Origin of the sequence: Deinococcus arcticus (assembly GCF_003028415.1) — a bacterium.
Classification (GTDB): domain Bacteria; phylum Deinococcota; class Deinococci; order Deinococcales; family Deinococcaceae; genus Deinococcus; species Deinococcus arcticus.
In genome coordinates this window covers 14624-40564 of sequence record NZ_PYSV01000023.1, presented here as the reverse complement: position 1 = coordinate 40564, position 25941 = coordinate 14624, and the positions used below count along the sequence as shown (strand labels likewise).

Annotated in this window: 22 protein-coding genes, 1 pseudogene and 1 CRISPR repeat array; of the genes and pseudogenes, 7 read left to right on the top strand and 16 right to left on the bottom strand. The window is 67.7% G+C overall.

The window, feature by feature from the left end:
• Window positions 1-124: 124 nt before the first annotated feature.
• The 5 genes and pseudogenes from C8263_RS16940 to C8263_RS16920 all read right to left on the bottom strand — a co-directional run.
• Window positions 125-898: pseudogene (locus C8263_RS16940) on the bottom strand (IS4 family transposase); the annotation flags it as partial.
• 168 nt (window positions 899-1066) lie between these two features.
• Window positions 1067-1714, bottom strand: a complete 648-nt coding sequence (locus C8263_RS16935; protein WP_107139314.1) for an FmdE family protein — start codon at window positions 1712-1714, stop codon at window positions 1067-1069.
• A gap of 274 nt (window positions 1715-1988) precedes the next feature.
• A complete protein-coding gene (locus C8263_RS16930) occupies window positions 1989-2675 on the bottom strand; it encodes an HAD family hydrolase (protein WP_107139313.1) in 687 nt (228 codons plus the stop codon).
• A gap of 162 nt (window positions 2676-2837) precedes the next feature.
• Window positions 2838-4211, bottom strand: coding sequence for a TldD/PmbA family protein (locus C8263_RS16925; RefSeq protein WP_107139312.1), 1374 nt, complete (start codon window positions 4209-4211; stop codon window positions 2838-2840).
• Entirely contained in the window at window positions 4208-5626 is a 1419-nt protein-coding gene (locus tag C8263_RS16920) for a TldD/PmbA family protein (RefSeq protein WP_233218886.1), read from the bottom strand. The genes C8263_RS16925 and C8263_RS16920 overlap by 4 nt, the downstream gene beginning before the upstream one ends.
• A 225-nt stretch (window positions 5627-5851) precedes the next feature.
• Here C8263_RS16920 and C8263_RS16915 point away from each other — a divergent pair, with 225 nt between their 5' ends.
• The 4 genes from C8263_RS16915 (at window position 5852) to C8263_RS16900 (ending at window position 9462) form a co-directional block, all read left to right on the top strand.
• Complete coding sequence (locus tag C8263_RS16915; protein ID WP_107139311.1) at window positions 5852-7186, top strand: hypothetical protein; 1335 nt, start codon at window positions 5852-5854, stop codon at window positions 7184-7186.
• An 85-nt stretch (window positions 7187-7271) separates the two neighbouring features.
• On the top strand, window positions 7272-7817 hold the full coding sequence (locus tag C8263_RS16910; protein ID WP_107139310.1) for a CHAD domain-containing protein: 546 nt from the start codon (window positions 7272-7274) through the stop codon (window positions 7815-7817).
• 4 nt (window positions 7818-7821) lie between these two features.
• Window positions 7822-8103, top strand: coding sequence for a CHAD domain-containing protein (locus tag C8263_RS16905; protein ID WP_107139309.1), 282 nt, complete (start codon window positions 7822-7824; stop codon window positions 8101-8103).
• A 300-nt stretch (window positions 8104-8403) separates the two neighbouring features.
• Window positions 8404-9462, top strand: a complete 1059-nt coding sequence (locus C8263_RS16900) for a diguanylate cyclase (RefSeq protein ID WP_107139308.1) — start codon at window positions 8404-8406, stop codon at window positions 9460-9462.
• Window positions 9463-9626: 164 nt separating this feature from the next.
• Here the strand turns inward: C8263_RS16900 and hpaI are convergent, their stop codons facing one another.
• Both hpaI and hpaH read right to left on the bottom strand, forming a co-directional pair.
• Complete coding sequence (gene hpaI / locus C8263_RS16895) at window positions 9627-10406, bottom strand: 4-hydroxy-2-oxoheptanedioate aldolase (RefSeq protein ID WP_107139316.1); 780 nt, start codon at window positions 10404-10406, stop codon at window positions 9627-9629.
• Entirely contained in the window at window positions 10399-11247 is an 849-nt protein-coding gene (gene hpaH, locus C8263_RS16890; protein WP_107139307.1) for a 2-oxo-hept-4-ene-1,7-dioate hydratase, read from the bottom strand. The genes hpaI and hpaH overlap by 8 nt, the downstream gene beginning before the upstream one ends.
• Window positions 11248-11324: 77 nt before the next feature.
• Between hpaH and C8263_RS16885 the strand changes: the two genes are divergently transcribed.
• Complete coding sequence (locus tag C8263_RS16885; protein ID WP_146160744.1) at window positions 11325-12386, top strand: hypothetical protein; 1062 nt, start codon at window positions 11325-11327, stop codon at window positions 12384-12386.
• Between the two features lie 65 nt (window positions 12387-12451).
• On the opposite strand, the gene hpaD is transcribed toward C8263_RS16885, so the two are convergent.
• From hpaD to C8263_RS16870, 3 genes are read right to left on the bottom strand one after another with little or no spacing between them, the layout of a single operon-like run.
• Window positions 12452-13435 (bottom strand): 3,4-dihydroxyphenylacetate 2,3-dioxygenase, encoded by a 984-nt coding sequence (gene hpaD / locus C8263_RS16880; protein ID WP_107139305.1) that lies wholly within the window; start codon window positions 13433-13435, stop codon window positions 12452-12454.
• Window positions 13428-14921, bottom strand: a complete 1494-nt coding sequence (hpaB, locus tag C8263_RS16875) for a 4-hydroxyphenylacetate 3-monooxygenase, oxygenase component (RefSeq protein ID WP_107139304.1) — start codon at window positions 14919-14921, stop codon at window positions 13428-13430. The genes hpaD and hpaB overlap by 8 nt, the downstream gene beginning before the upstream one ends.
• A 5-nt stretch (window positions 14922-14926) precedes the next feature.
• Window positions 14927-15742 carry an NAD-dependent epimerase/dehydratase family protein gene (locus tag C8263_RS16870; RefSeq protein WP_107139303.1) on the bottom strand — a complete coding sequence of 272 codons (816 nt, stop codon included), beginning with the start codon at window positions 15740-15742 and terminating at the stop codon, window positions 14927-14929.
• Between the two features lie 86 nt (window positions 15743-15828).
• On the opposite strand from C8263_RS16870, the gene C8263_RS16865 reads away from it, so the two are divergent.
• Entirely contained in the window at window positions 15829-16167 is a 339-nt protein-coding gene (locus C8263_RS16865; protein WP_107139302.1) for an endonuclease domain-containing protein, read from the top strand.
• A gap of 65 nt (window positions 16168-16232) precedes the next feature.
• Here C8263_RS16865 and hpaE read toward each other — a convergent pair whose 3' ends face one another.
• From hpaE to C8263_RS16850, 3 genes are all read right to left on the bottom strand, one after another.
• Window positions 16233-17786 carry a 5-carboxymethyl-2-hydroxymuconate semialdehyde dehydrogenase gene (hpaE, locus tag C8263_RS16860; RefSeq protein WP_107139301.1) on the bottom strand — a complete coding sequence of 518 codons (1554 nt, stop codon included), beginning with the start codon at window positions 17784-17786 and terminating at the stop codon, window positions 16233-16235.
• Entirely contained in the window at window positions 17783-18484 is a 702-nt protein-coding gene (locus C8263_RS16855) for a hypothetical protein (RefSeq protein WP_146160743.1), read from the bottom strand. The genes hpaE and C8263_RS16855 overlap by 4 nt, the downstream gene beginning before the upstream one ends.
• A gap of 120 nt (window positions 18485-18604) precedes the next feature.
• On the bottom strand, window positions 18605-19405 hold the full coding sequence (locus C8263_RS16850) for a fumarylacetoacetate hydrolase family protein (protein WP_107139299.1): 801 nt from the start codon (window positions 19403-19405) through the stop codon (window positions 18605-18607).
• A gap of 129 nt (window positions 19406-19534) precedes the next feature.
• Between C8263_RS16850 and C8263_RS16845 the strand changes: the two genes are divergently transcribed.
• On the top strand, window positions 19535-20599 hold the full coding sequence (locus C8263_RS16845; protein WP_107139298.1) for a helix-turn-helix domain-containing protein: 1065 nt from the start codon (window positions 19535-19537) through the stop codon (window positions 20597-20599).
• A 236-nt stretch (window positions 20600-20835) separates the two neighbouring features.
• Window positions 20836-23780: a CRISPR direct-repeat array (repeat unit 37 nt; unit sequence GTTTCAATCCTCGGCCCACCCGAAGGCGGGCCGTGAC).
• A 220-nt stretch (window positions 23781-24000) separates the two neighbouring features.
• Here the strand turns inward: C8263_RS16845 and cas2 are convergent.
• From cas2 to cas4, 3 genes are read right to left on the bottom strand one after another with little or no spacing between them, the layout of a single operon-like run.
• A complete protein-coding gene (gene cas2, locus C8263_RS16840; RefSeq protein ID WP_199188439.1) occupies window positions 24001-24294 on the bottom strand; it encodes a CRISPR-associated endonuclease Cas2 in 294 nt (97 codons plus the stop codon).
• Window positions 24294-25322: a type I-C CRISPR-associated endonuclease Cas1c gene (gene cas1c, locus C8263_RS16835; protein ID WP_107139297.1), complete on the bottom strand. Its 1029-nt coding sequence runs from the start codon at window positions 25320-25322 to the stop codon at window positions 24294-24296. The genes cas2 and cas1c overlap by 1 nt, the downstream gene beginning before the upstream one ends.
• The gene (cas4, locus tag C8263_RS16830) at window positions 25319-25927 is read right to left on the bottom strand and encodes a CRISPR-associated protein Cas4 (protein WP_107139296.1); all 609 of its coding nucleotides are present in this window, start codon (window positions 25925-25927) and stop codon (window positions 25319-25321) included. Before cas4 ends, cas1c begins: the two co-directional genes overlap by 4 nt.
• Window positions 25928-25941: the final 14 nt, after the last annotated feature.

The window sequence follows — 25941 nt, the reverse complement described above, 5'->3', positions numbered from 1 at the left end:
GAGCACGGCGTGCAAAACCCCCGGCAGAGCACGCCCATGACCGATGGAATGCGCAGCGAGCGGCGATGGAGACCCGTCAGCGAAAGGAGAGTGCGTATGTACAAGGGTAATCGAGTTGGCTCGTTTCCGCCTGCCAGCGCTGCGCATATCTGCGCAGATTCACGGACGCGTGGCCGCGGTAGGCCAGGTACAGGACTTCGCCGGCCGCATTCTTGGTGGCACACAGGCGCAAGGACACGCCGTAGACGACGACAGAGCGGTGCCAGCAGCGAATCTCGCCCGTCTGAAGCTTCTTAAAGCAGGCCCAGATAGGCAGTTTGCCGGTTCCGATGGTGGCTGTGGCCGGGAGACGAATACAGGGCGCAATGCCATGCTGATCCAGACACGTGAACCACGTCTTGCCGATGAACTCGCGGTCTGCCAGCAGGCTCCCAATGGACCGGTCCGGGCAACACTGAAGGAATCGGGTCAGGAGCGCTTCGCGCACCTGTTGCGAGCTGCTGCCCCCATGAGGGAGCAGGGCCCACATCAGCGGCCGACTGAAGCCGTCCCAGACGGCGGACAGGAGGAGAATATTGACATCCTGCTTGCCGAGCTTCCAATTGGTGCGGTCCAGGATCAGGTGCAGCTCGCCGTCCGGGAGGAATGAGAGCGCAAACCGTGCGAAGAGCTGGGCAGGGAACTCGAAACGGACAAACCGGCACAACCGCTGGTACCGCGTGTCGAGTGAGCCGGGGAACGGCACATGGGTCTTCAAGGTGTACAGCACGACACTGCGGGCTTGCACCATGGCCAAGATCAAGGCTGCCAGCACCTCCAGGCGCCGGGCATCGATGGGAAAAGCAGACCGCAGCGCAGTCTGCAAGGTATCGTGGGGGTGTCGGCCCCGGGTTTTCATTGCAGAAACACCCTACAGGCGCCGACTTTTCCTTGGCTGTCAGGAGTTTTGACTGGTAGTCAGGCATCAGAGACCCCCTCTCAACAGTGGAGGGGGTCAACTCTTGTCTCTTCTGCGGCGACTGGGCGGTGCAGCCGCTCTTCTCGCCTTTCGGGGCGTGCACCTGCATCAGACCGGGTGCCAGTAGGTGTCGCCTGCACAGGCGCGGCACTGCACCCCGGCGGGCCCCCGCACCTCACGCTCATTGATGATCTCTTCGCCGCAGCCTTCGCAGACGGCGCGCTTTCCGGCCACGCTGATCAGGGCGGCCAGGTCCACACTGAGCGTGACGGGCTGCACCTGAAACAGGGCCTCGTCCGGCCAAGTCTGGTAGGCGGCCATATAGGCGTCCCAGCGCTTTTGCCCGGCCGGGCGGCCAGCGCGCACCCGCGCGCGCAGATCGGGGTGCGGGGCAATCCTGATGGCCTGCCCGGTGTGGGTGTCCACCACCGTGGCCGCCACCTTGCCGTGATCCACCAGGCGCAGGGTGCGCCGCCCCAGCCAGCAGCCGCTGGCCACCGACAGGCCATCGGCAAAACAGCCATCGGTTTCGGCAAACACCAGCACGCGCTTGTCGGTGCGGGGAAAAGGCAGCTCCAGCAGGCGCCCGGCCAGCAAACCCAGGCGGGCCCCCAGCACCTGCCGGGGGCACAGATGGCGGTGCAGCGCCGCACTCTGGGCCAGCAGGGCAGGCAGGGGGCCCAGGTCGGTGGAGAGACACGTAATCGCCTGGGCAGGCGCAGTGCCGGGGGAGGCAGGTGGGGGCGGCTGGGTCATGGGCAGGCTCCTGGGCGAGGCCGCTGCGGGGCCGTGGCCGCACGGGCCCAGGCGCCTCCAGGGGCCGGCGCCCATCATAGTGAACGGGGAGAGGCGCGCCCAACGCCGGCGTTCACTTTCGGGGACGGTTCCAGTCGGCCCCTCAGCTCAGACAGGTGGTGTCTGTGGCGCTGGCTCACCGGCCCGCCAGCGCCAGGCCCAGGGGGCGTTGTTCCCCTGTTTGCCTCGCTCGGTTTGAATGGCCGTCCCACCGGTTGGGGCCCGGCGTCCAGCCCTACTCCTCCCAGTCGGTCCCGGGGGCGGCCAGCAGCGGGCTCTGACCGGGAATCAGCGCCATGTCGCACAGGGCCAAAAAGGCGCGGTCGTCCGGCTGGGCACTTACGCCCAGGGTGAACACCCCCGCCGGCCACTCGGACAGCACGTAGTTCACGGCGCGCTCGGGGCGAATGGCGCTGGGCAGCACCGTCAGGCCCAGGGCGTCGCGGACCACGCGCAGGTCCTGGCGAAAGGGCGCGTCGGCCAGCCAGTCCAGCAGCCCGGCCTGCGCCTGATCCAGCGCCAGCTTGAGGCGGTGGGGGTGGCGCAGGCCCACCTGCAGCGGGCGCCCACCCCGCTGGGTCACGGTCACCTCCAGCCCCAGTTGCCCAAGGGCATTCAGATGGTGTGCGGCCTGGGCCGCCAGCGCCAGGGCCCCCTCGGTATCAGCCTGGGTTTCGCGGGTCAGGCGCCGCCACGCCGGGTCCTCCTCGCCGTCGGGGGTCAGGACCACCGCGCCGTGCATCAGCACCTGCCATGAGGTAAAGGCCGCCGGCACGGCCAGCAATTCTTCCTCGTTCAGGCCGGTGACGGGCACGAGCACCGCGCCCGCCAGAAGCTGCAGCAGCCCGTCCGCAGCCGCCGGGAGGTTTTCACCAGCAGGGTCAAAGAGGGTGCCCAGGGGATTGAGAAAGGCGCTCAGCATGGCGCCATGCTAAGGGCCTCGCCCCTGCCATTCCAACGGTTCAGAAGAGCACTGAACCGTTTCCGGTGCGAGGCCCTGGGTTCGCCTCCCGCTCTGCAGCGCTGCTGGGCAGGGCTGCCCGGAGCCGGATCGCCTGTGTCAGCGGTGGGGTCGGCGGCCGTATCAGTCCCGGGGGGCGCCGCCCGCCACGGCCAGCCCCGCCACCCGCACAGCCGGCGCCCCGGTGCCCGACCAGGTCCACTCCAGGCTCTGGCCCACGGCCTCAACCTGCGCCAGCAGCTCGGTGAAGTTACCCGCCACGGTAAACACGTCCAGCGGATAGGCGCGTGCCCCGCCCTGCAACCAGAAGCCCTCGGCCTGCAGGCTGAAGTCACCTGTGATGGGCTGCGCCCCCGCGTGCCCACCCGAGACTTTCGTGAGCAGCAGGCCCGTGACCCCCGCCGTCACCTCGTCGTCAGGCGTCTGACCCGGGGCCAGGAAGAAGTTGCTGTGCCCCACCCCCACCACTCCCTGGTAGCCCTGGCGCGTGGCGTGGCCGGTGCTGGCCTGCCCGGCACGCGCGGCCGTCTGGCCGTTATGGAACAGGGCGCGCAGCTCTCCCCCATCCATCAGGGTCAGGGGGGCGCTGGGGCAGCCTTCGGCGTCGAACGCCCGCGACCGCAGGCCGTGGGGCAGCGTGGGGTCGTCCCGCAGGGTCACCAGAGCGCTGCCCACCGCCTGCCCCAGACAGCCCGAGAGCGGGCTCCTGCCCTCCTCGGCGGCGCGGCCACTGAACATGGAAGCAAACAGAGCCAGCAGCGAGGCCATGCACTCACCGCTGATGACCACCGGAAAGGTGCCGGTGGGAGCCGGGCGGGCACCCAGCAGCGCCAGACTCTTCTCGGCGGCGCGCAGGGCGGTCTGCGTGGGGTCCAGCGCCGTGAATTCCCGCGTGAACTGCCAGTCGCTGCTCATGCGGTTCTCCTCGCCGTCGCGGGCCAGTGGCGCGGCGTAGGTCAGGGCGTGCAGCGAGCGCTGCTCGCGGCTCAGGCCCTCGGTGTTGCCCACCAGCAGTTCGGCCACGCTGTCCTCGTAGGCCAGGTAGGGCACGCCCACCACCCGGGGGTCGTGCGCGCGCGCGGCCTGTTCCAGCGTGAGGGCCACCTGCACCTTCTGCTCGGGGGTCACGCCGCTCAGGCCCTCGCCGTACAGGTCCACGCTGGGCGGCTCGCCCCAGGCAATCAGGGCCGCGCCCGCCTCAGGGGCCACCAGCCGGGCGTGTTCCACGGCGCGCTCCAGGGCGCGGTCCAGCGCCGGGCGCGAAAGGTTCTCGGTAAAGGCCGCGCCCCAGGCGCCCGCCACCAGGGCGCGCAGGCCCACGCCCTGCCGGGTGGAGAGCTTGAATTCGCTGACCTCGCCGCCGTGGGCCTCGATGGCGGTGGCGGCCTCGCGCTGGGCATAGACCTCCAGCGCCACGCCCTGCTCGCGGGCGCGCTCCAGCAGGTACCGGCGCGCGGCGTCCAGGCCCAGCTGGGCCGTGTCGGTGCCCCCGGTCATGCCCGGCCCCCCACGGTGATCTCGCTGATCAGGATGTGAGGCTGGCCCACATCGGTGGGAAGACTGCCCGACACGCTGCCGCACATGCCCTGCCCCAGCGCCAGATCGCCCGCCACGCCCACGATGTTGCGCAGATCCTGCGCGCCGTTGCCCACCAGAGAAGCTCCCTTGACCGGCTCGGCGATCTCGCCGCCGCGAATGATATACGCCTCTTTGACGGCGAAGTTGTATTCCCCAGTGCCCGGGGTCACGCTGCCGCCGCCCATGCGCCGGGCATAGAGGCCGTACTCCAGTTGCCCGATCAGCTCGTCCGGGGTCTGCTCGCCTGCCTCAATGAAGGTGGAGCGCATGCGGCTGGCCGGCGCAAAGGTGTAGTTCTGGCGCCGCCCGCTGCCCGTGCGGCGGTGGCCGGTTTTCAGCTCGCCCACCCGGTCCACCATGAACGAGGTCAGCACGCCGTTCTCGATCAGCGCGGTGCGCTGGGCCGGCATCCCCTCGTCATCCACATTCACCATGCCCCAGGCGCCCGGAATGGTGCCGTCGTCGGTGGCGCTCACGCAGGGGTGGGCTATGGCCTGCCCCAGCTTGTCGCCAAACACGCTGGCGTCCTTTTCCACAGAGGTCGTTTCCAGAATGTGGCCGCAGGCTTCGTGGAAGATCACGCCGCCGAACGCATTGCCAATCACCACCGGCAGCTTTCCGGCGGGCGCCGGGCCCGCGCGCAGCATGGCGTTCGCCATGCGGGCGGCCTCGGCACCAATGGTCTCGGGGGGCACAGTCTCGAAAAATTCCAGGCCCTGCCCCGCGCCCGGGCCGTAAAAGCCACTCTCGCGCCAGGTGCCGTCCTGGGCAATGGCATTCACCATCAGCCGGGTCCACACCCGCTCGTCCTCGGCCCACAGCCCCTCCGAGTTGGCAATCAGCACGCGCTGCACCCGGTCCAGGTAGTTCACGTCCACGGTTTTCACGTCACCCACGCCAGCGGCGGCGTGGTGGGCGCGCTGCATGAGGGCCAGCTTGTCCTGGGCGCGGGCCTGCAGCGGGTGCTGCCGGGCCACGTACAGGGGGCGCACATCTGAGCGGCGGAAATCCAGCCCGCCGGTGCCCTGTCGGCTCACCTCGCCCTGCCCGGCGCGGGCGCGGGCCACGTCGCCCGCCAGCTGGCGCAGGCCCGCTGCCGTCACGTCGTTCGTGTAGGCGTAGACCACGCGCGCGCCGTACAGCAGGCGCAGGCCCGCGCCGAACAGATTGCCGCCGCTGGCGTCGCGCAGCTCGCCCTGGTGCAGGCGGTACCCGGTGTTGTGGCTGTCTTCCACGAACAGCTCGGCAAAATCGGCACCGCCGGCGCGGGCCAGGTGCAGCACGTCGGCACACAGGCCAGGGTCAAGCAGGGCTGGGGTCTGGGTCATGGTCATGCCGGGGCATCTCCTGAGGGGAAAGGGGCGGTCAGGGAGGGCGCCGCTTCTGGCAGCGCCGAACAGGTTGAATACGAGACGGCCCCCAGCATGGCGCAAAACCCGGCGGGATGCGTGCGCATATTGGCGGAGGCTGGCACCCAGCCGGGGCCAGGAGCGCGGGAACCCTCTGCCCTCTGCGCACCTGCGCCCCCTGGCCTGTTCCCTTCGTGGCACCATGCCCCCATGACGCGCCGCCTGACCGCCCTGGCCCTGCTGCTGACCCTGAGCCTGCCCGCCTGGGCGACCGATCTGCGGGTGTATCCGGCCTTTGCCGAGGTGCGGGCACCCGTGACCCTGCAGGCGGCGGGGGGCGTGGCCACGCACCGGCAGAGCTTTTCCCGCGCGGCCTGGAGCCTGATTCAGCCCGGCAGCCTGAGCTTCACCGGGGCGCCGCTGCGGCGCATTGAGGTGCGGCCCACCGATCTGGACTGGCTGAGCACGCAAGAAGGGCGGCCGGTGCGGGTGCTGCGCGCCGGGCAGGCCCCGCTGGACGGGGTCCTGGTACGCGCGCTGGACCTGCTGGTGCGCCTGTCCTCGGGCGAGTATCTGCACGCCACGCGCGAGGAACTGGCGTTTGCCGCGCCGCCCCCGCTGCACGGCGTGGCGGGCGGGGTGGCGGTGGCCTTTGAGGTGGCCGGTCAGGGTCGGGTGGCGGGCGTGGTGAGCTACCGCACACAGGCCCTGACGTGGCAGCCCCGCTATGAACTGGCGGCGGCGAGCGCCGGGGCCCGGCTGGCAGCCCTGGCCGAGCTGCGCAACCGGGGCACAGACACTTACGAAGCCCGGCAGGTCGAGCTGTTTGCGGGTGAGGTGCGCGCCGCACCCGCCCTCCCGACCAGTGAGTTTCAGGCGGGCCGGGGGACGGCGGGGCTGGACAACGCCGCCGGCGGTATGGCCCTGCCCTCGTTGCCCGGGTCTGCCCCGGCGGTGAGCAGCTTGGGCGAGGTGCGGGGGCTACAGCGCTACGCCCTGCCTGGCGGCCTGAAGCTGGGGCGGGGCGAACTGCTGACGGTGCCGTTCGTGCAGCCGCGCCTGAGCGACTTTGCGCGCTACGCCCGCATTGACAGCTACTTTGACCGGCAGGAACGCGCCGGGCGGGCCGCGCGGCACTACAAGTTCACGCCGGACCAGTCGCTGCCCACCGGCCCGCTGACGGTGCGCGAGGACGGCGCCCTGATCGGCACGGTGGCCCTGCCCGCAGCGCAGGCGGGGCGCCCGGTGGACCTTGACCTGGGCGCCGACAACGAGCTGCGGTATGTGCGGCGCGTGCAACAACTGGCCGTGGAAAAGAGCGCTGAAGGCAAGGTCCTGAGCACCACCTTCCAGGTCACGTTCACGCTGACCAGCACCAAATCGCGCTCTGTGCGGGTGCAGGTGCGCGAACAGCTGTACGGCCGCTTTGTGGTGGTGGACGGCCAGGCAGCCCCCAGCCAGCAGGTCACGGTGGAGCGCCGGGTGGAGGTGCCAGCGGGGCAACAGGCCCGTGTGTCGTTCCGGGTGAAGCTGGGCGCAAGCTGACACGAACGCCGCGCCACGCGCTGCATGAACGGACGCTCAGGTGGCCCGGGCACGGCGCCCCATCTGGCCCGCGCATGCTCAGGCCATGCCGCACTTTTCCAAGACCGCCAGGACGCTGCGCCGGCTCTGGTCTGCCCTGCAATCGGGCGACCCCGGGGCAGTGCACGAGGTGCGCAAGCTCACGCGCCGGGCCCAGGCTCAGCTGCGCGTGGCCCGCGCGCCCAAACGCACCCGGCGGGCGTGGCGGGACCTGCGCCGGGCGGTGGCCGCCGTGCGGGACCGTGACGCTGTGGGCGAGCAGCTGGTGCAGGCCCTGAAGGAGCTGAAGGTGCCGCCCCAGGTGCTGAGCGAATTTCAGAGCACCTGGGCCGGGCGCCGCTCGCGGACCTTCGCGGCGGTCTCCTGGCCGGACCCGCCCCCGGCCGTCAAACGCCCCAGAGCATGGAAGGCCCGGGTGCGCAAGACGCTGCGCCGCGACGCCCATCACCTGCTGCGGGAAGCCGAACAGGTGTTTCATACGGACTGCCGTCCATTTCCGTACCATCCGGGAAAGAGCCTGATGTTCCTCCAATTCCCGGAAATCCGCATTTGTTCCTGCTCCCTCCGGTCGAAAAAATTCCGTAACACATGACGGAATTTTTCGGAAGCCGTATCAGGCCCAGGACACCGGGCCCTGGCACGAGTGGCGCAAGCACCTCAAACGCTACCGCTTCACCGCCGAATTGACCGGTGACGCTCCCCAGGCCGTGCTGGACGTGCTGGAAGAACTGGGACGCCTGCAAGACGCCCAGGTGGCGCAGGATCTACTGCGCGCCGAGAACTGGGTGCCCGGCCACCGCGACGCGCTGCTGCGCCGAGAAGCCGGGGCCCAGCAACAGGCTCAGGCCCGCGCGTGCGCGAGCTGTGGCCGGCCCTGAAAGCGCACCTGGAAAGCCAGCTGGGAGGGCACGAGAAGTGAATGGAGTCAGGCAGCCTGATCCCCAGACACGCCCGCCCGGAGCGCGAAAGGAGCAAAGAGCCCGGGAGTTGCCCCCCGGCTTCCACTGTTGCTCGTCACGTGACGAGTAGCTTTGAGAGCTGGGGCATGCTCCTGCCCGAGTGGCCCACGCTGACCGGGCTGGCCAGGGCAGGTCTCACCAGCCAGCCCGGTCAGCGCATCTTGATTGCGCCGACTGTCAGGGGGTGGTGAGGGAAGGGCCAGTACGTTGGCCCTAGCTATGCCGATCAACGCCCTGCTGATCAATCTTGCGCTGCTGGTGGCGGGGCTGTTCGTCGTCAGCCTGACCTACGTGCAGGTGCGCGTGACCGAGGGCTGGGCCTGGCTCGCCGCGCGATACCTGATGGCCGTGGCCACCGGCTTCATCCTGATCGTGAACACCATTCCCCTGGCGCCGGGACTGCTGTACGACTTCCGCACCGTGCCGGTGGCGCTGGCCAGTCGCCGCAACGGCTGGCTCGCCGGGCTGCTGGTGGCGCTGCCCCTTGGGGCATACCGCTGGCTGCTGGGGGGCCCGGGGAAAATCCCGGCCTGCATCAACCTCGTGCTGGTGGCCCTGCTGGCCGGCTGGGGCCGCCCGGCCTTCACCCGCGCCCCCGAAACGCGCAGCGCGCCCCTCTACGCCCGCTGGTGGGAAGCCCTGCAAATTTTTGCTCTGGCCAACGTCATGACTTTCGTGGCCTTTACCCTGGCCGGCAGATCGGTGGTGGAGGCCCTGGGGGTGTACACCATTTACACGCTGCTGAGCACCGTGGGCATGATTGCCGGGCACCTCGTGGTGCAGACCCGCCTCAAGGCCCTGGACAGCGCCGCCACCCTGGGCCAGCTGGCCTTTACCGATGGCCTGACCGGCGCCCTGAATCGCCGGCAATTTGACCTGGACCTGCCGCAGGCGGGCCCGGCGTCATACCTGCTGCTGCTGGACCTGGACCACTTCAAGCGGGTGAACGATGTCCACGGCCATGAAGCGGGGGACCGGGTGCTCGCGGCCATGGCCGGGGTGGTCCGGCGCAGCGTGCGCCCGTCGGACCGGGTGTACCGGCTGGGCGGCGAGGAATTCGCGGTGCTGCTGCATGAGTGCCAGCCGGAGGCCGCGCCAGTGGTGGCCGAGCGGGTGCGTGCCAACATTGAAGGCCAGCTGGCGACCCTGGCGGCGGTGCCCATGCCGGTCACCGTTTCGGGTGGCCTGGTGGCGGCGCGTGGCCCCGCGCCGCTGGTAGCGGCCGATGCCCAGCTCTACGCCGCCAAGGCTGCGGGGCGCAACCGCATTCACGGCTAGAGGTGGCCGCTCAGGGCCACCTCTGCTGTCCATGACCGGAGTCAGGTTCCCGCTTTTGCTGCCCACGAGGCTTGGGCTTCATGCGCTCAGGGCCCGACCCCGACTGGCGGCGTGGGCGCGCAGCACTGGCTCAACAGACTCTCGGCGTTCAGTTGCCGGAACCGTCAGGTGCCCGGAGGGCCGCCGGCCTGGAATCGCTGCGCCAGCGCTGAGGAAGCGCGCGACAGCAGGGTCACGTCGGTGCCCACGGCCACGAAGGTGTAGCCCCAGTCCAGGTAGGTGTGGGCCACCGCTTCATCGGTGGAAAGGATGCCTGCCGCCTTGCCCGCGCGCCGAATGCGGGCCGCCGCCTGCTGAATCGCGGCCTGCACCTCCGGGTGGCCAGGGTGCCCCAGATGCCCCAGACTGGCCGCCAGATCAGCCGGCCCGATAAACACGCCGTCCACGCCGTCCACCGCTGCAATCTCGTCCAGCGCTTCCAGGCCCGCCGCCGATTCCACCTGCACGATCAGACACACGCCCTCGTCGGCGGCCTGCAGATAGGCGGCGTCGCGGCCAAAGCGGCTGGCCCGCGCCAGCGCCGCGCCCACCCCCCGCACTCCGCGCGGCGGATAGCGGGTGGCCAGCACCAGATCGCGCGCCTGCTCGGCGGTGTCCACCATGGGCACCACCAGCGTCTGCGCGCCTATGTCCAGCAGCTGCTTGATGAGCACCGCACTGCCAATCGGCGGGCGCACCAGGGCGTGGGTGGGGTAGGGCGCCACCGCTTGCAGGGCCGCCAGCGTAGAGCGCACGTCATTGGGTGCGTGTTCGCCGTCAATGAGCACCCAGTCAAAGCCTGCCCCTGCACACAGTTCGGCGCTGTAAGGATCGGCCAGGGCCAACCACAGGCCAATCAGGGTGTCGCCGCGCCGCAGGGCCGATTTGAAGGCATTCTCAGCCACGGGCGCCCCCACGGGCCTCGCCGGCAAAGCGGCAGGAAAAGGCGCCCAGCGGGCCGTAGTCAAAGGTAAACACGTCCCCGCTGGCAATGTCCACCGGGCGGGTAAAGGACCCGGCGAGCACCAGTTCCCCGGCCTTCAATCCTTCCCCGTGCGGGGCAAGGCGGTTGGCCAACCACGCAATGCCGGCCGCCGGGTGGCCCAGCACGCCAGCGGCCACACCCGTTTCTTCTATTACGCCGTTGCGAATGCACAGGGCCGCCGCCCAGCGCAGGTCCAGATCGTCGGGGCGCATGGCGCGGCCGCCCACGATCACCCCCGCATTCGCCGCATTGTCGCTGATGGTATCGGTGACTTTGCGGGGCTTACCTGTGGCACGGCTGACCCGCTGGATACGCGCGTCAATAATCTCGGCGGCAGGGGTCACATATTCGGTGGCGCGCAGGACGTCAAACACCGTCACGTTTGGACCTTGCAGATCAGCTTTGAGGAGGAAGGCCAGCTCCACCTCGACCTTTGGGGCCACAAAGCGTGACAGCGGAATGTCCCCATTGGGCTCGAAGAACATATCGTCCAGCAGGGCACCGTAATCCGGCTCGGTAATTTGCGAGGCCATCTGCATGGCGCGCGAGGTCAGGCCGATTTTGTGCCCAGTCACGCGCCGCCCACCCGCCACCTTGTGTGCCACCCAGGCGCGCTGCACCGCGTAGGCGTCGGCAATGGTCATGCCCGCAAATCGCTCACTGAAGGGAGAGAGGGGCGTGCCGGTGGCCTCGGCCGCCTCCAATTCGGCGGCGAGGGTCGTCAATTGGTCATCGGGAATCACGCGCTGGTCTTGGGTCATGGGGTTCCTTGTGGGGTGACGGAGGGGACGCGGCAACTGTCCTGCCAAGTGTCCCGGCCTGTGTCTAGGCTGGCTGTATGTCTTCCGATCTGCGCCGAATCTATCCTGCTCCGTCCACGCGGTTGCTGCTGCTGACGATGGGCGCAGCCCTGCTGGGTGCGGCGCTGGGGTCCACGCACGCCCAGAACAGTGCGCCAATCCCGGCGCCCCGGGCCCAGAGTGCGAGGGCCACCACCGTGCCGGGCAGTGGCGCCACGTTTACGGTGCAGGGGGTGCCACTGCCCAGCGGCTTTCGGCATGCCTTTGCCCTGGCCCTGAATAACAAGGGCCATGTGCTGTTCGTGGCCCACAAGGGCGCCCAGGCGCGGGCCGATGATGGCGACGTGCTGCATCTGTGGACCGGCGATACACCCAGGGCTCTGCCGCTGCCCAGAGGCTTCAAAACAGGCGAATTGGCTTCCTCGGTGGGCCGCTCCTGCCTGGCCGACGACGGCCGCATCGCTATGAACACGTTCTTGGGGCAAGGGGCGCTGTTCTACAGCGGCGGACGCTTCACGCCAATTGCCTTTCCCAACCTCGACATCTTTATTCAGAACTGCGCGCCAGACCTGAGCGCGGTGGCCAGCGATCTGAACACCGCCCAGAGCTACCTCTGGACACCCACCACAGGCGAGGTTCGGCAGGGCACCTTTGAAGGCGTGAACGACATCAACCGCGCGGGCCAGTTTGTGGCTGACATCGCCCTTCAGCGTGCCGAAGGCACCTTCACCGTGGACCGGAAGCAGTGGCAGCCGAAGTTCATCAATGAAGCCGGGCTGGTGCTGGGTGAGGACGTGGCGGGCGACGGCGCGACCCTGTACCTGTGGCCGGCAGGGGAGAAGCAGCCCACGCAGGTGCAGCGGCCAGCCGGTACCGAAGCCGTGTTTCCGCAGGACCTGAACGAGAAGGGGCAGGCGCTGGTGGGGTATCTGGACGACCAGTTTGTCTACACCCACGCCACGCGCACCTACCGGCCCATTCGCGTCACGGGCTGGAAGCTTCAGGTGGTCCTCGCCCTGAACGACCAGGGCTGGGTGCTGGCCCAGGCCACCCAGACCGGGCAGAAGGCCGTTCGCACCGTCCTGCTGAAGCCAAAATAAGTGTGCGGCGAGAGGCAGGGCAGAAATAACTTCGCCCACCGTCTCGCCGCACCCATGCTTCATGTTCAGATGACGTGCACCGGAATGCCAGTCAGGTCGCCCGCTTCAGCGGTGACCACGCCGCCGTCAAAGGCTTCTAGGTCCGAGGCTTCCTCGAACCAGCTGCGCGGGGTCTTGGCGCCCCACAGCGTCTGGCGGCGGGGGTCGTCGCGCAGCCAGCGAATGGGTTCAAAGTCCGGGTCCACGGTGATGTAGTCGCTGGTATACAGCTCGATGCGGTGGCCGTCCGGGTCGCGGATGTACAGGAAAAAAGCGTTGGAGACGCCGTGGCGTCCTGGCCCACGCTCAATGCGCTCGGGCTGGCGCGCCCCGGCCAGAATGTCGCAGGTGCGGATGATGGCCGTGATGTCGGGCATCCAGTACGCCCAGTGGTGCAGCCGGGGGCCAGGGCCGTTCGTGAGGGCCAGGTCGTGCACACCCCCCCGGCGCTGAATCCAGGCGGCCCAGTAGCGCTCCTGCTCGTCCACGGTGTATTCGGACAGGCGGAAGCCCAACGTGTCCATGTACCAGCGCATGGTGCGTTCCACGTCCGGCACCATCACGTTTACGTGGTCCACGCGTTGCAGACCCGGCCCCCGGTGCAGGTGGTACTCCTGCAGCATCCAGGGATGCTTGACGCTCTGGTGGTAAAAGGCCACCGGAATGCCAAACGGGTCTTGCAGCCGCAGCAGGCGCGGGCGGTCCAGCTCCTCTTCCCAGCGGTAGGGGAGCCCTTCCTGCTCGGCCAGGGCCACCAGCGCGTCCAGGTCGGCCTCGCCGCCCACACGGTAGGCCAGGTGCCGCACGCGGGCGCTGCTTTCCTGCACCAGCTTCAGCGTCCACTCGCGGTCTTCCACGCCGCGCAGGTACAGGGCGCCCGCTTCCTCGTGCAGCACGTGCATGCCCAGCAGGTCCACGTAGAACTCGCGGCTGGCCTCCAGACTTTTCACGGTCAGGACGGCGTGGGCAATGCGAATCACGTTCGGGCGAATGGGGGAGAGGTCAGTCATCGGCGGCCACCGCCTCGGGCGCCCCGGCCCGGTTCAGGAAAGCCTGAATGCGGTCCACATAGGGCTGCTTGTTGTAAACCTCGTACAACGCAGAGTGCATCCGCACAGGGTCGCCGAAGAAGAACTTCTCGTACAGGCTCTGGCGCCCGCCGAAGGAGCTCATGGACATATCCCAGGCCAGGCGGAAGAGCTTCAGGCGCTCGTCGGCGCTGGCGGCCCCGGCTTGCAGGTACTTCTGAATCTGCGGCCCCAGCGGTCCCTCACGGTCGGCCTTGCTGGGCATCATGATGATGCCGCTGGCGCCCAGCAGTTGCAGCAGTTCGGGGAGGCGGGCGTACACAGCGGGGTAGTAGTTGCGCGCGGCGTCCAGCGGCCCACGCGCTGGGGTCATCACGCCGTGGGCATTGGGCGTGGCGCCTGCGACGGCCGCCACCTCCAGCGCCTTCATGATTTCCAGCATTACGATGATTTCTGCGACCTTGCTCTGCACGTGCTGGAACTGCCCGCTGCCAATCGCGTTCACGATAGCCTGCGCGGTGCCCAGGAAGGCCTCGGTCTTGGCCACTTTCAGGTTGACCACCTGGTAGGCCATGTGCAGCACGGCGTCGGTGCCGGCATACGCCTTGTTGGCCAGTTCCACGTCGTACAGCAAAAAGACGCGTTCCCACGGCACCAGCACATCATCAAAGATGACAAAGGCGTCCTGCTCGTCAAAGCGGCTACCCAGCGGGTGGTCTTCGGGGTCGCGGCCGATGTCGAAGGGCTCGCGGCACTGGAACGACAGGCCGGGGGCGTTGCACGGCAGCGCAAAGCCCATCGCATACCGACTCTTGTCGGCGTTTTCCTTCAGCACCGTGCTGGGAAACACCAGAATCTCGTCGGCAATGGGCAGCGTGGCCATCATGCGCGCGCCGCGCACCACGACGCCTTCCTCGGTTTCTTCCACCACGCCCAGCGCAATGTAGGGGTCGGGCATCTCGCTGGCCTGCTTGGCGCGGTTGACCTGGGGGTTGGTCAGGGCGTGGGTCAGGCACAGGTCGTTCTCGCGCACGAATTCAAAGTAACGGCGCATGTTGGCGGCGAAGTCGCGCTTGGGGTCGCCTGCCACGCTGGCGCTGCACGCCCCGAAGTAGTCGGCGCCCACGCCAGCGGCCATCACGTTCGCGTTCATGTAGTCCGGCGCGCGGCCCAGGAATCCCAGGGCGTAATTGGCGCGCACCCGGTGGGCCTCGCCAATTCTGGCCAGGTCTTCCCTTGTGCGCGGCACCATGAATGAGGTGGCGTAGCGTTGGCCCCCCTCCTCAAAGGTGAGCAGGTCCCGCAGCTCTGGCTGGTGCTGAAGGTCGTACAGGCCCGCGAGGCTGCGCGCCATGTTCCGCGTGGCGGGGTGGCTGGTGGGGTCGGTAACCCGTTCGCCGTCGATGTACAGGGTCGGCGGGTTCTGCCGCAGACGGTCGAGGAACTGCTGGCCGGTGATGGCGCCCATATGGTTTAACCTTCCTTTCCGGCCAGGCCGGTGTAGTGTGAATCTACGAAAATGCCGCCCTGGCGCTGCTCGGTGATGTCACTGGGGTCGCCGTGCAGATGCTCCACCTCTGCTGCGTAGGCTTCGGCGTCGTCTTGGGGCACGTAGCCCAGCACGTCCCAGCCTTCGGGGCTCATCCAGCGCCGGGTGTTGCCACTGATGCCTGCCACGACGAGATAACCCACATCCGGCGCAGTGACGGCGCGGGCAAACAGTTGCGCGGCGTCACGCGGCGAGAGCCACGTGCTGAGGTGCCGGGCATCCTTGGGCTGCGGCTGAAACGAGCAAATGCGCACGCTGACAAATTCTAGGCCGTACCGGTCAAAGTACATGCGGCCCAGCGCCTCACCCAGGACCTTGCTGACGCCGTAATAGGTGTCGGGGCGCACCGGCACATCAGGGGAAATGACCTCGCTGCGCGGGTAAAAGCCCACCGTGTGAATGGAGGAGGCGAAGGCCACCCGCCGCACCCCCGCCTGCTGCGCGGCTTCCAGCACGTGATAGGTGCCGTCGATGTTCACGTCGCGGATGCGCTCGTAAGTGTGCTCGTTGGCAATGCCGCCCAGGTGAATGACAGCGTTCACGCCGTCCATCGCCGCACGCACCTGCTCGAAATCTGTCAGGTCGGCCTGGACCAGTTCCTCGCCGGGCGCCGCCTCTCCCAGATCGCGGTTGTCCGAGAGGCGCAGCGTGTACTCGCCCGCAGGCAGAAAGTCGCGCAGGTGCTGGCGCAGGGCACTGCCGACCTCGCCAGCGGCACCGGTGATGAGGATGGTGGTCATAGCGGCCCCCTGATGTTAGGCAAGCGGTGCTTGCCACCCCCCTCCCAACCTCCCCCGCAAGGGGGGAGGGGCTTTAGAGTGCCTGGATGGAGAGGTTTCCTCGCGACGAACAGAACAGACGGGCGCGAGAGTTGCGGCGCAACATGACGCCGGAAGAAAAAATGCTGTGGCAGCGGTTGCGAGGGAACCAGCTGGGCGTGGCCTTTCGCAGGCAGCAGGCGCTGGGCTTCTATTTCGCGGACTTCGTATGCTTTGAGAAGCGATTGGTGATTGAGCTGGATGGCGGTCAGCATGCTGGCAGCAGATACGACGCTGTGCGAGATTCCGAATTGCGTGCACGTGGTTTCCGTGTTCTGCGCTTCTGGAACAACGAGGTGGCCCAGAACTTGGAAGGTGTCTTGGCACAAATTAGCGGAGCGCTCTAACTCCTCCCCCCTTGCGGGGGAGGGGGGGAGGGGGGTGGCAAGCACCGCTTGCCCCACCACGGCACTCATCCTTCCGCCGTCTCTTTGGCGATGGGTGCCGCCTGTCCCACGCCCAACCGCGCCGTTTTGTGCGTGCCCAGGCTGACGGCGATGTTCTTCGTTTCCATATAGAACTCGAAGGAATAGTCACCGCCGTCGCGCCCAATGCCGCTGCTTTTCACGCCGCCAAAGGGCGTGGGCAGGTGCCGCACGTTCTCGCTGTTCACCCAGATCATGCCTGCTTCCAGACCCTGGGCAAAGCGGTGGGCGCGCGTCAGGTCGTTCGTCCACAGGTAGCCGGCCAGGCCGTAGCGCACGCCGTTGGCCAGGGCCAGAGCCTCGGCCTCATCGGTAAAGGGAATGGCGGTCAGCACTGGCCCGAAGATTTCTTCCTGGGCAATCGCCATGTCGTTGCGCGCGCCCGTGAACAGGGTGGGGGAGACGTAGTTGCCGCTGTCGCCCACGCGCTGGCCCCCAGCGGCGATGGTCGCGCCTTCTTCTCGCGCCTTGCCGAAGTAGCCCATCACCTTGTCAAAGTGGCGCGGGTGAACCAGCGGCCCCACCTCCGTCTCTGGGTCCAGCGGGTCGCCCACGCGAATGTTGCGGGCACGCTCGGCAATGCGAGCCGTGAACTCGTCGTAGATGCCTTCTTGCACCAGCACACGACTGGACGAAGTGCAGCGCTCGCCGTTCAGGCTGTAAATCATGAACACCACGGCGTCCAGGGCCTTATCCAGGTCGGCGTCGTCAAAGACCACGACTGGGTTTTTGCCGCCCAGCTCGAAATGCACGCGCTTGAGGGTTTCGGCCCCCTGCCGCATGATGTGGCTGCCGGTCGTGGTTTCACCCACGAAGGCGATGGCGTGAATGAGCGGGTGCTCAGTGAGCGCCTTGCCCGCACTCTCGCCAAACCCGTGCACAAGGTTGTGAACTCCTTTTGGCAACCCCGCCTCGTCCATGATTTCGGCCAGCAGGGTGGCCGTCACCGGGCTCCATTCGGCGGGCTTGTGGACCACTGTGCAGCCCGCCGCCAGCGCCGGGGCAATCTTCCAGGTGGACAGCATGAAGGGCGTGTTCCACGGCGTAATCACGCCCACCGGGCCAATGGGCTGGCGCAGCGTGTAGTTGATAAAGCCGGGGGCCGGCAGGCTCTGGCCGTCCTGCGCGCCGGGCGCCCGGTCGGCGTAGAAGCGGAAGTTCTCGGCCCCGCGCGTGGCTGCCGACTTCATGAAGCGGATGGCCTGCCCCGTGTCCACGCTCTCTAGCACGGCAATTTCCTGCGCGCGCTTTTCAATCAAGTCGGCAATGCGGTGCAGAATTTTGCGGCGCTCGGCCCCACTCACCGCCTTCCAGGTCTGAAAGGCGTCGTGGGCCGCGCGGGCGGCGCGGTCTATGTCGGCGGCGTCACCGCTGGCCACCGTGGTCAGCAGGCTGTTGTCCACCGGGGAGTGGGCCTCAAAGGTCTGGCCGCTCTGGGCGTCCACCCACTGGCCGCCAATCCAGTGCTTAAGGCCAGCTTTCAGGCGGCTGTCACGCAGCTGCGCGGCGAGTTCGTGGTTGGGACTGAGGGTCTGGGTCATGGGGTCTCCTTGGTCGTGGGGGTGACGTTCATGGGCACACGGGTTGAGACCGAGTAAGCCAGAAAGGATTCACGCAGGACAGTGCGGCCCCTTTGGCGTACAGCAAGTTCGTTCCGACGCAAATCAAGGTGGTAGGTGATGCCGCCCGCCACGGTCCAGGTGTAGAGGCCAGTGAATCCCTGCGGGCTGTTCAACCGGACGTTGGCGGGCGACACCCCACCCTGGACAAAGACGCCGGGCGTTCCATCGAAAGTGCGCGTGGCATACGTGGCCTTTCCGCCGTTTTCCCAGACGATCACCGTGCGCTTGGCCGTCACACCCAGGAAGGCCGCCTGGGCCACGTAGCGGCAGCGGTGCTCGGCAGTACCCAGGCTGAACGCGCTGATCCGCGTCATGCGGTAGGCGGGGTCCTGCACATTCTCCACATTGCTGGACCGCACCACCCCCGGCTGGCCTCGGCGCAGCCCGGCCGTCACGGCAAAGGGCTGGTACACCTGCCCCGCTCCCGCATCGGTGTCTTGCAGCGTCACGGCGGAGGGTGGCTGCTGGTTGAGGCTACCCCGCTGCACCTGCCATTCCAGCAGCTGGGCCTGCCGGCCCTGTCCCTGCGGCTGGGTCAGGGCGAACACGCCTTGCTGAGCGTCGCACCACGCCAGGGCGGGGCGCATCTGACCGCCCACATGAACGTACGACCGCATCTCAAACCCCCTCGGCGCCTGGGCGGCAGCGGTGAGGGTAGAGGCAGCAAGCAAGCTGATCAGTACGGGTCTCATGCGGGGAGTGGCCTCCGGAAAGGTGAGGCAGGGCTATTTAGACGCTCAGCGGCCGTCCCACTCGCCTTCCTTGCTTTCCTGTCCGGTGATGGGCTCGGCGCCTTCATCCTCTTCCTGAATGTCGTTTTGCAGCGTGCCCAGGCCCTCAACTTCCAGGGTCATCACGTCGCCGGGGCGCACGTGCGAGATGCCCTTGGGGGTGCCTGTCAGGATGACATCGTCTTTTTGCAGGGTCATGAAACGGCTGATGTGCTCGATCAGTTCGGGAATCGAGAAGATCATGTCGGCCGTGCTGCCTTCCTGGCGCAGTTCGCCGTTCACGTGGGCGGTCAGGCGCAGGTTGTGGGGATCGGCAATTTCATCGGCGGTCACGTAGTAGGGGCCCAGCGGTCCGAAAGTGTCCCAGCCCTTGCCACGCATGGGGGGCCGGAAGGTGTTCGTCACGTAGTCGCGCACCACCAGATCGTTGCCGATGGTGTAGCCGCCCACGTAATCCAGCGCGTCTCTGGCCTTTACCCGCCGGGCGTCGCGCCCGATAATCACGCCCAGTTCCACCTCGTAGTGCATGAACTGGGCGCCGCGCGGGTAAATCACGGTGCCGCCGTGGGGCAGTAGGGTGGTGTTGGGCTTCCAGAACAGCGCGGGTTCCTTGGGCTGGGTCAGCCCCAGTTCCCCGGCGTGGTCGTTGTAGTTCAGGGCCAGGGCAATGACCTTGGGCGGGTCCACGGGCAGGCGGAATTGCACGCGGGCGGGATCATGGGCCACGCCGGCGGCGTCAATCAGCTGACCTTCCTGAAGATGGCCATTGAGGGCGCGGCCCCCGGCGATAAAACGGGCGTATTTCACGGGCAGACTCCTGTGGCCGCTGCGTGGGGCAGGCGGCGAAAATGGGCTTCCCATCAGCATAGGGGGACCGATGGACCGAACCATTGTTCAGAATGACAGCATGCAGCTGGGGCGGTGTACGTTAGGACAATGACCACACGTGCCCGGCAGGCAGCGGCCGCGCCGCTGACCGACCTTCCCCAGGTAGCGACCCTGATGGACAGCTTGCAGGCAGCCCTGGCCGAGCCCCACCCAGAAGAAGCCCTGGTGCAACTGGCTGCCCGGACCACAGGCGGCCACGCCGAGCTACGTGCCAGCTGGGGCGATGTCATTGCCAGTGCTGGCCGCGCCGCTGGACCGCCTGTGACCCTGCGGCTGGACCATGGTGGGCGGCACGTGGGCCTGCTGGTCACCGCGGTTGACCCCGCCTGGGCGCCGCTCCTGCCGGTGCTGCGGGCCTACGCTGTGCTGGCCCGGCTGCAGGCCGCCGCAGCGGGCGCCGCGCGGCGCCGGGTGGGCGAGCGGGCGCTGGACGCCCTGCTGGCCAGCCGGGACGCCCAACTGCCGGGGCTGGACGGGCCCTTCGCCCTGGCAGTGGGCACCTTCACCGATACGCTGGAGACGGACGAACAGGCGCTGGACATACTGGCCGGTGCCGGCGAGGGCTATTTTCAGCAGCGTCGGCTCCTGGGGCATTCCACAGTGCAGGGGGGCCGCGCCGTCTGGCTGTGGCGCAGCCTGGATCTGGGACGAGAAGCCCACGAACTTCACCGTGCCCTGGCGGCGTCCACCAGTCGTGGGGTGAGGCTGGGCGTGAGCGCCCGCAGTCACCAGCCACCGCATAGTGAGGCCGTAACGCATGCCTTTGGGCAGGCCCGGCAGGCCCTCCGGGCAGCCGCGGTGGAGGGCGGCGCCGCCCTGTTCCACACCAGTGATCCTTTTCATGCCCTGCTGGACAGCGGCGCCCTCAAGACCCTGCGCGAGCAGGTGATGACTCAGCTGGCCGCCCTGAATGATGGGGGCCGGGTGGAACAAACGCTGCGCCGCTACGTCCAGCAGCCCGGCCACCTGGCGAAACTGGCACAGGCCGAAGGTGTCCACCTTAACACGGTCCGCGCCCGCTTGCGGCGGGCAGAGGAGGTGCTGGGTGAATCCCTGAATCAACCAGCGCTGCTCGCCCGGCTTTACTTGGCCTTCGCCAGCGAAGAGCGCTGAATGGCGTTGCGCAGGGCTTTTTCATTCAGCAGGATGTCGCTCGTCACGTGACGACCAGATGAGAGACGGGAGATTCTAACCGTTGCTGGTGAAACTCGATGAGGTGAGACCTACTCGGAAGCGGGCTGAGACCCAGAACCTGAATCTCTGCCTGCGGCATAGCCACGTTTCCCTCAGCGCATCCGAGGGCGGGCTGTAACAGACGTGGACATCGGCAAGCGGCTCAACCGTTGACAGTTTCAATTCTCAGCCCACCCGAAGGCGGGCCGTGACGTCGTGGTTCAGGAGCATCACGGGATTGCTCATGTTTCAATCCTCGGCCCACCCGAAGGCGGGCCGTGACGCCGGCGCTGTGGGGTCTGCGTTGACCACGCTGCAGTTTCAATCCTCGGCCCACCCGAAGGCGGGCCGTGACGTGCAGCTGGCCGCCCTGCCGGCTGGCAGCCCCCTGTTTCAATCCTCGGCCCACCCGAAGGCGGGCCGTGACGCCAAGGGCCAGGGCAAGCAGTTCGTGTCGCTGGTTTCAATCCTCGGCCCACCCGAAGGCGGGCCGTGACACACCGATGCCAACGGCGCGTTTATGTCGTCCATGTTTCAATCCTCGGCCCACCCGAAGGCGGGCCGTGACTTTGAGTTTGCCGCGCTCTACCAGCAGCGCCCTACGTTTCAATCCTCGGCCCACCCGAAGGCGGGCCGTGACCAGGGCTTTTACGCCGTCTGGGCCGTACTCACTGCGGTTTCAATCCTCGGCCCACCCGAAGGCGGGCCGTGACCAGGCACAGGCCCTGCTGGGAGGCGAGGGGCAGTGTTTCAATCCTCGGCCCACCCGAAGGCGGGCCGTGACGCCAGCTACAACGAACTGCTCAAGACGGCCCGGATGTTTCAATCCTCGGCCCACCCGAAGGCGGGCCGTGACCTCTGCCTTCCTCTGCCATACCTTTCACCTCCGGGTTTCAATCCTCGGCCCACCCGAAGGCGGGCCGTGACGCCACCGAAACGGCCACTGCCCAGCTCACTCTAGCGTTTCAATCCTCGGCCCACCCGAAGGCGGGCCGTGACGCTGATGGTGCGTGAGCACCGGCTGCAGTACCTGGTTTCAATCCTCGGCCCACCCGAAGGCGGGCCGTGACGGGCTGATGACGGTGCACGGCCTGCGTCAGTTCGGGTTTCAATCCTCGGCCCACCCGAAGGCGGGCCGTGACACTCCACCTGCCGGAACATGGCTTCCAGGGCGAGGTTTCAATCCTCGGCCCACCCGAAGGCGGGCCGTGACGATAGAGCCGGGGAGTTTGTCCTCATGGTGCAGGTTTCAATCCTCGGCCCACCCGAAGGCGGGCCGTGACCAGCTGATTGTCAGGGGGCAGTTGCCCGCCTCCCGTTTCAATCCTCGGCCCACCCGAAGGCGGGCCGTGACGGGGCGCAAGCGCCGCTGCAGGTCAAGCGGCTGTTTCAATCCTCGGCCCACCCGAAGGCGGGCCGTGACTCGGGGGCAACACCACCACGCACATCAGCCTGTTTCAATCCTCGGCCCACCCGAAGGCGGGCCGTGACCTGCACCCCACGATGAAGCCCGTCGCCCTGGTGCGGTTTCAATCCTCGGCCCACCCGAAGGCGGGCCGTGACACCGGAGGTCGGCACCGAAGTCTGGGGCGTGCCGGGTGTTTCAATCCTCGGCCCACCCGAAGGCGGGCCGTGACCCAGGGGCGCGGCCGTGTCATACAGGCTGCCCCGGTTTCAATCCTCGGCCCACCCGAAGGCGGGCCGTGACATGTGGGCCTCTTCGTCAGCGGCCCCATGTACGAGTTTCAATCCTCGGCCCACCCGAAGGCGGGCCGTGACAAGGCGGCTCGATGCCGATGCCGTAGCGTTCCACGTTTCAATCCTCGGCCCACCCGAAGGCGGGCCGTGACACGCTGTGCTGGACACGGCGCCGACCCCCCCGGCGTTTCAATCCTCGGCCCACCCGAAGGCGGGCCGTGACTCGCCCCGTGCGGGCTGCTGAGGTGTCTGTGAAGGTTTCAATCCTCGGCCCACCCGAAGGCGGGCCGTGACCTGGGGCTGTTTCTGCACCTGGGGGCCCACCAGTTTCAATCCTCGGCCCACCCGAAGGCGGGCCGTGACCCGGTTTTTCAGCCGGGGCGGCCCCCTCGGCGGGTTTCAATCCTCGGCCCACCCGAAGGCGGGCCGTGACGGCATCTGGTACTGCGTGAGGTCGGGCACCTCGTAGTTTCAATCCTCGGCCCACCCGAAGGCGGGCCGTGACCTGGTCGGTTTCGACGAGCGTGTCGCGCATGTAGTTTCAATCCTCGGCCCACCCGAAGGCGGGCCGTGACCCGGCGAAAAAGCGCAGCGCGATCAGCACCACCAGTTTCAATCCTCGGCCCACCCGAAGGCGGGCCGTGACCCGAATAGACCAGCTGGCGCGTGAGCATCAAATGTTTCAATCCTCGGCCCACCCGAAGGCGGGCCGTGACCGCAGCTCTGCGCCCAGGTGCGGGCGCTGGGGGGTGTTTCAATCCTCGGCCCACCCGAAGGCGGGCCGTGACCCAACTCGCAGGCGTTCGGCTGGCAACCCTTGGTTTCAATCCTCGGCCCACCCGAAGGCGGGCCGTGACACTGGGGGCCCATCAGATCACCCAAAGCTGCCCGGTTTCAATCCTCGGCCCACCCGAAGGCGGGCCGTGACGATCGGCAGCCGCGACGTGGACCAGGGCGCCTGGGTTTCAATCCTCGGCCCACCCGAAGGCGGGCCGTGACCTGCGGCTACGCTCATAGGCAAAAGGCCGCCGGTTTCAATCCTCGGCCCACCCGAAGGCGGGCCGTGACAGGGCGGCACGCGCCCGACAGCCAGTGCGGCCAGTTTCAATCCTCGGCCCACCCGAAGGCGGGCCGTGACCCTGCTGCAGGGGCGTTCGGATGCCGTACCGCTCGTTTCAATCCTCGGCCCACCCGAAGGCGGGCCGTGACGGGTCCGGTGGCCGTGAATGCCGGCCTGACCATCGTTTCAATCCTCGGCCCACCCGAAGGCGGGCCGTGACCCGGGTGACGTGGTGTTCTACACCGAGGGTGGCCAGTTTCAATCCTCGGCCCACCCGAAGGCGGGCCGTGACTGAGTACCTGGCAGCGTCCAGCCGTTCCCGAAGAGTTTCAATCCTCGGCCCACCCGAAGGCGGGCCGTGACTGGCGCAGGCCCAGCAGGATGTACATGACCCCCGCGTTTCAATCCTCGGCCCGCGCCAGGACATCACAAAACGGCTCTCCTGCGCGAACCCTCTTTTACGCTTCCAGCCTCAGGTTTTAATGCCTTTCCAAGTTGTCATGCAACCCGTCCCAGACGCGAGTCAGGAACAACGCGAACCCCCCGGCGGTTTTCCGTCGCGGGGGGTTCGCGCAGGGCAAAGTTACAGAATCAGGGAGTCAGAGAAGTTCACGTACCGGTCCCGTCCGTATGCCTCGACAAATTTGTCGCGCGGCTGGCGCAGGCGGTACAGGCGAATGCTGTCCTCGGTGGGGTCCATCTCAGCCAGCAGGCGCTCACGCAGGGTCAGCAACTGCACATCGGTCACGCTGACCTCAAAGACGCTGTTCTGCACCCGCTGCCCGTGCGAGGTGCAGACTTTCCCCACCCGGCGCAAGCGGCGGCGCCCGGCGGACGTTTCCGTATTCACGTCGTAGCACACCAGAAAGTCCAGCATCAGCGGTGCAGGTAGGGCGGATAGTGGGCCCGGTCGCCGCGCAGGTGCTGGGCCAGCAGACGCGCCTGCACATGCGGCACCAGGCCCAGCGGCGTTTTGCGGGCCGTCAGCGGATGCGTCACCTCCTCCTTGCGCCGTTCGGTCAGGTGGGCCAGGATGAGTTTGCGGGCCTCATCTTTAATCGTCACAGTGTTGCCCTCGTGGAGAACGAAGTCGCGCGGCGTGAGCTGCTGGCGGTTGATCAGGGTGATGATGGCCCGGTCCGCCACCACCGCCCGCAGTTCTTCCATCAGATCCAGCGCGAGGCTGCTGCGCCCCGGGCGCAGGGCGTGCAGAAAGCCCACCTGCGGGTCCAGGCCCACTGCCTGGCAGGCGCTGGCGCAGTCGTTGGCCAGCACGGTGTACACGAAGTTGAGGGTGGCGTTGATGGCGTCGCGGGCCGGGCGGCGGGTGCGCTCGGTCAGCCAGAAGAAGTCGCGATTGGCGCGCAGCATCAGTGGGAAGACCTCCCAGTAGGCGCGCGCCGCCGTACCCTCAATGCCGCGCACCTCGTCCACTGTCTCTGCCAGCGGCAGGCAGCCAATCTGGCCGTTAATGTCGCGGGCGGCCTGCCGCAGCAGTTCGGGGTCGTTGCCCAGCGCCTCGCGGGCCGAGCGCAGCAGGGTGGTCTTCTGGTTCTGCAGCTTACCCGCCGCGATAAAGCGCGCCACCGCCAGCGTGCGTGCCCTGTCGCACGCGCAGCCGTGCTGGGCCACCCGCAGCAGCACATTGCCGCTGACCGGCGTTTCGGTGCGGGCCATGAAGCGACCATGTTCGGTTAGCCACGTCACTGGTTTGTGCTCGCGTGCCAAGCGGTGAATCAGGAAGGGCGAGAGCAGGACGTTGCCAAAGACCACCACGCTCTCCACGTGGTGCAGCGGAATCATGGCCTTGCGCTCGCGCTCCACCTCTACGCGGATGTTGTCGGTGTCCAGGTGCAGGTAGGTGCCCTGGGTCTGGATGTAGAGGGTGTTGAGTAGCTGCCTCATGGGTCCTCCAGGGTGGTGCTGAACGGGTCAAAGCCGCGCGGGAACTCGCGGGCGGCAAAGGGTTCGCAGCTCTCCAGCAGGCTGCAGTGCAGGCAGCGGTCATCAGCGGCGGGCGGGGGCAGGGTCTGACGGCGCAGCAGGTCGCGCACCCCGTCGCGGGCGTCCAGCACCGCCTGACGCAGGGCAGGCGTGAACGCCACCACCCGGCGTTTGTGACTGGCGGCGTGGTAGATGAAGCCCTCGGGAATGGACACGCCGAACATCTCTTCCAGGCACAGGGCCTGGGCGCACAGCTGCACCTCATCGGCCAGGCGGGGCCTGGCACGGCCTGATTTGTATTCGACTGGACGCGGCGAGCCGTCGGGTAAGAGTTCGACCACATCACCCACGCCCGCCAGACCGTGCTGGCGCGAGACGAGCGGCAGGGCGCGCAGGGTGCGCACGCCGCCGCGTTCCTCGGTGCCGCCGCCGTGCGCCCGGTCGTGGTGCTGCTGGCCGCGCGCCGTGAACTCGTTTTCGGCCCACACCTGCTCGACATGAATCAGGGCGCACTGGCGCGGGCAGAACACGAAATGCTGCAGCGCCGAGAGCATCACCTCTTCCATAGGCCCCTCCGGCA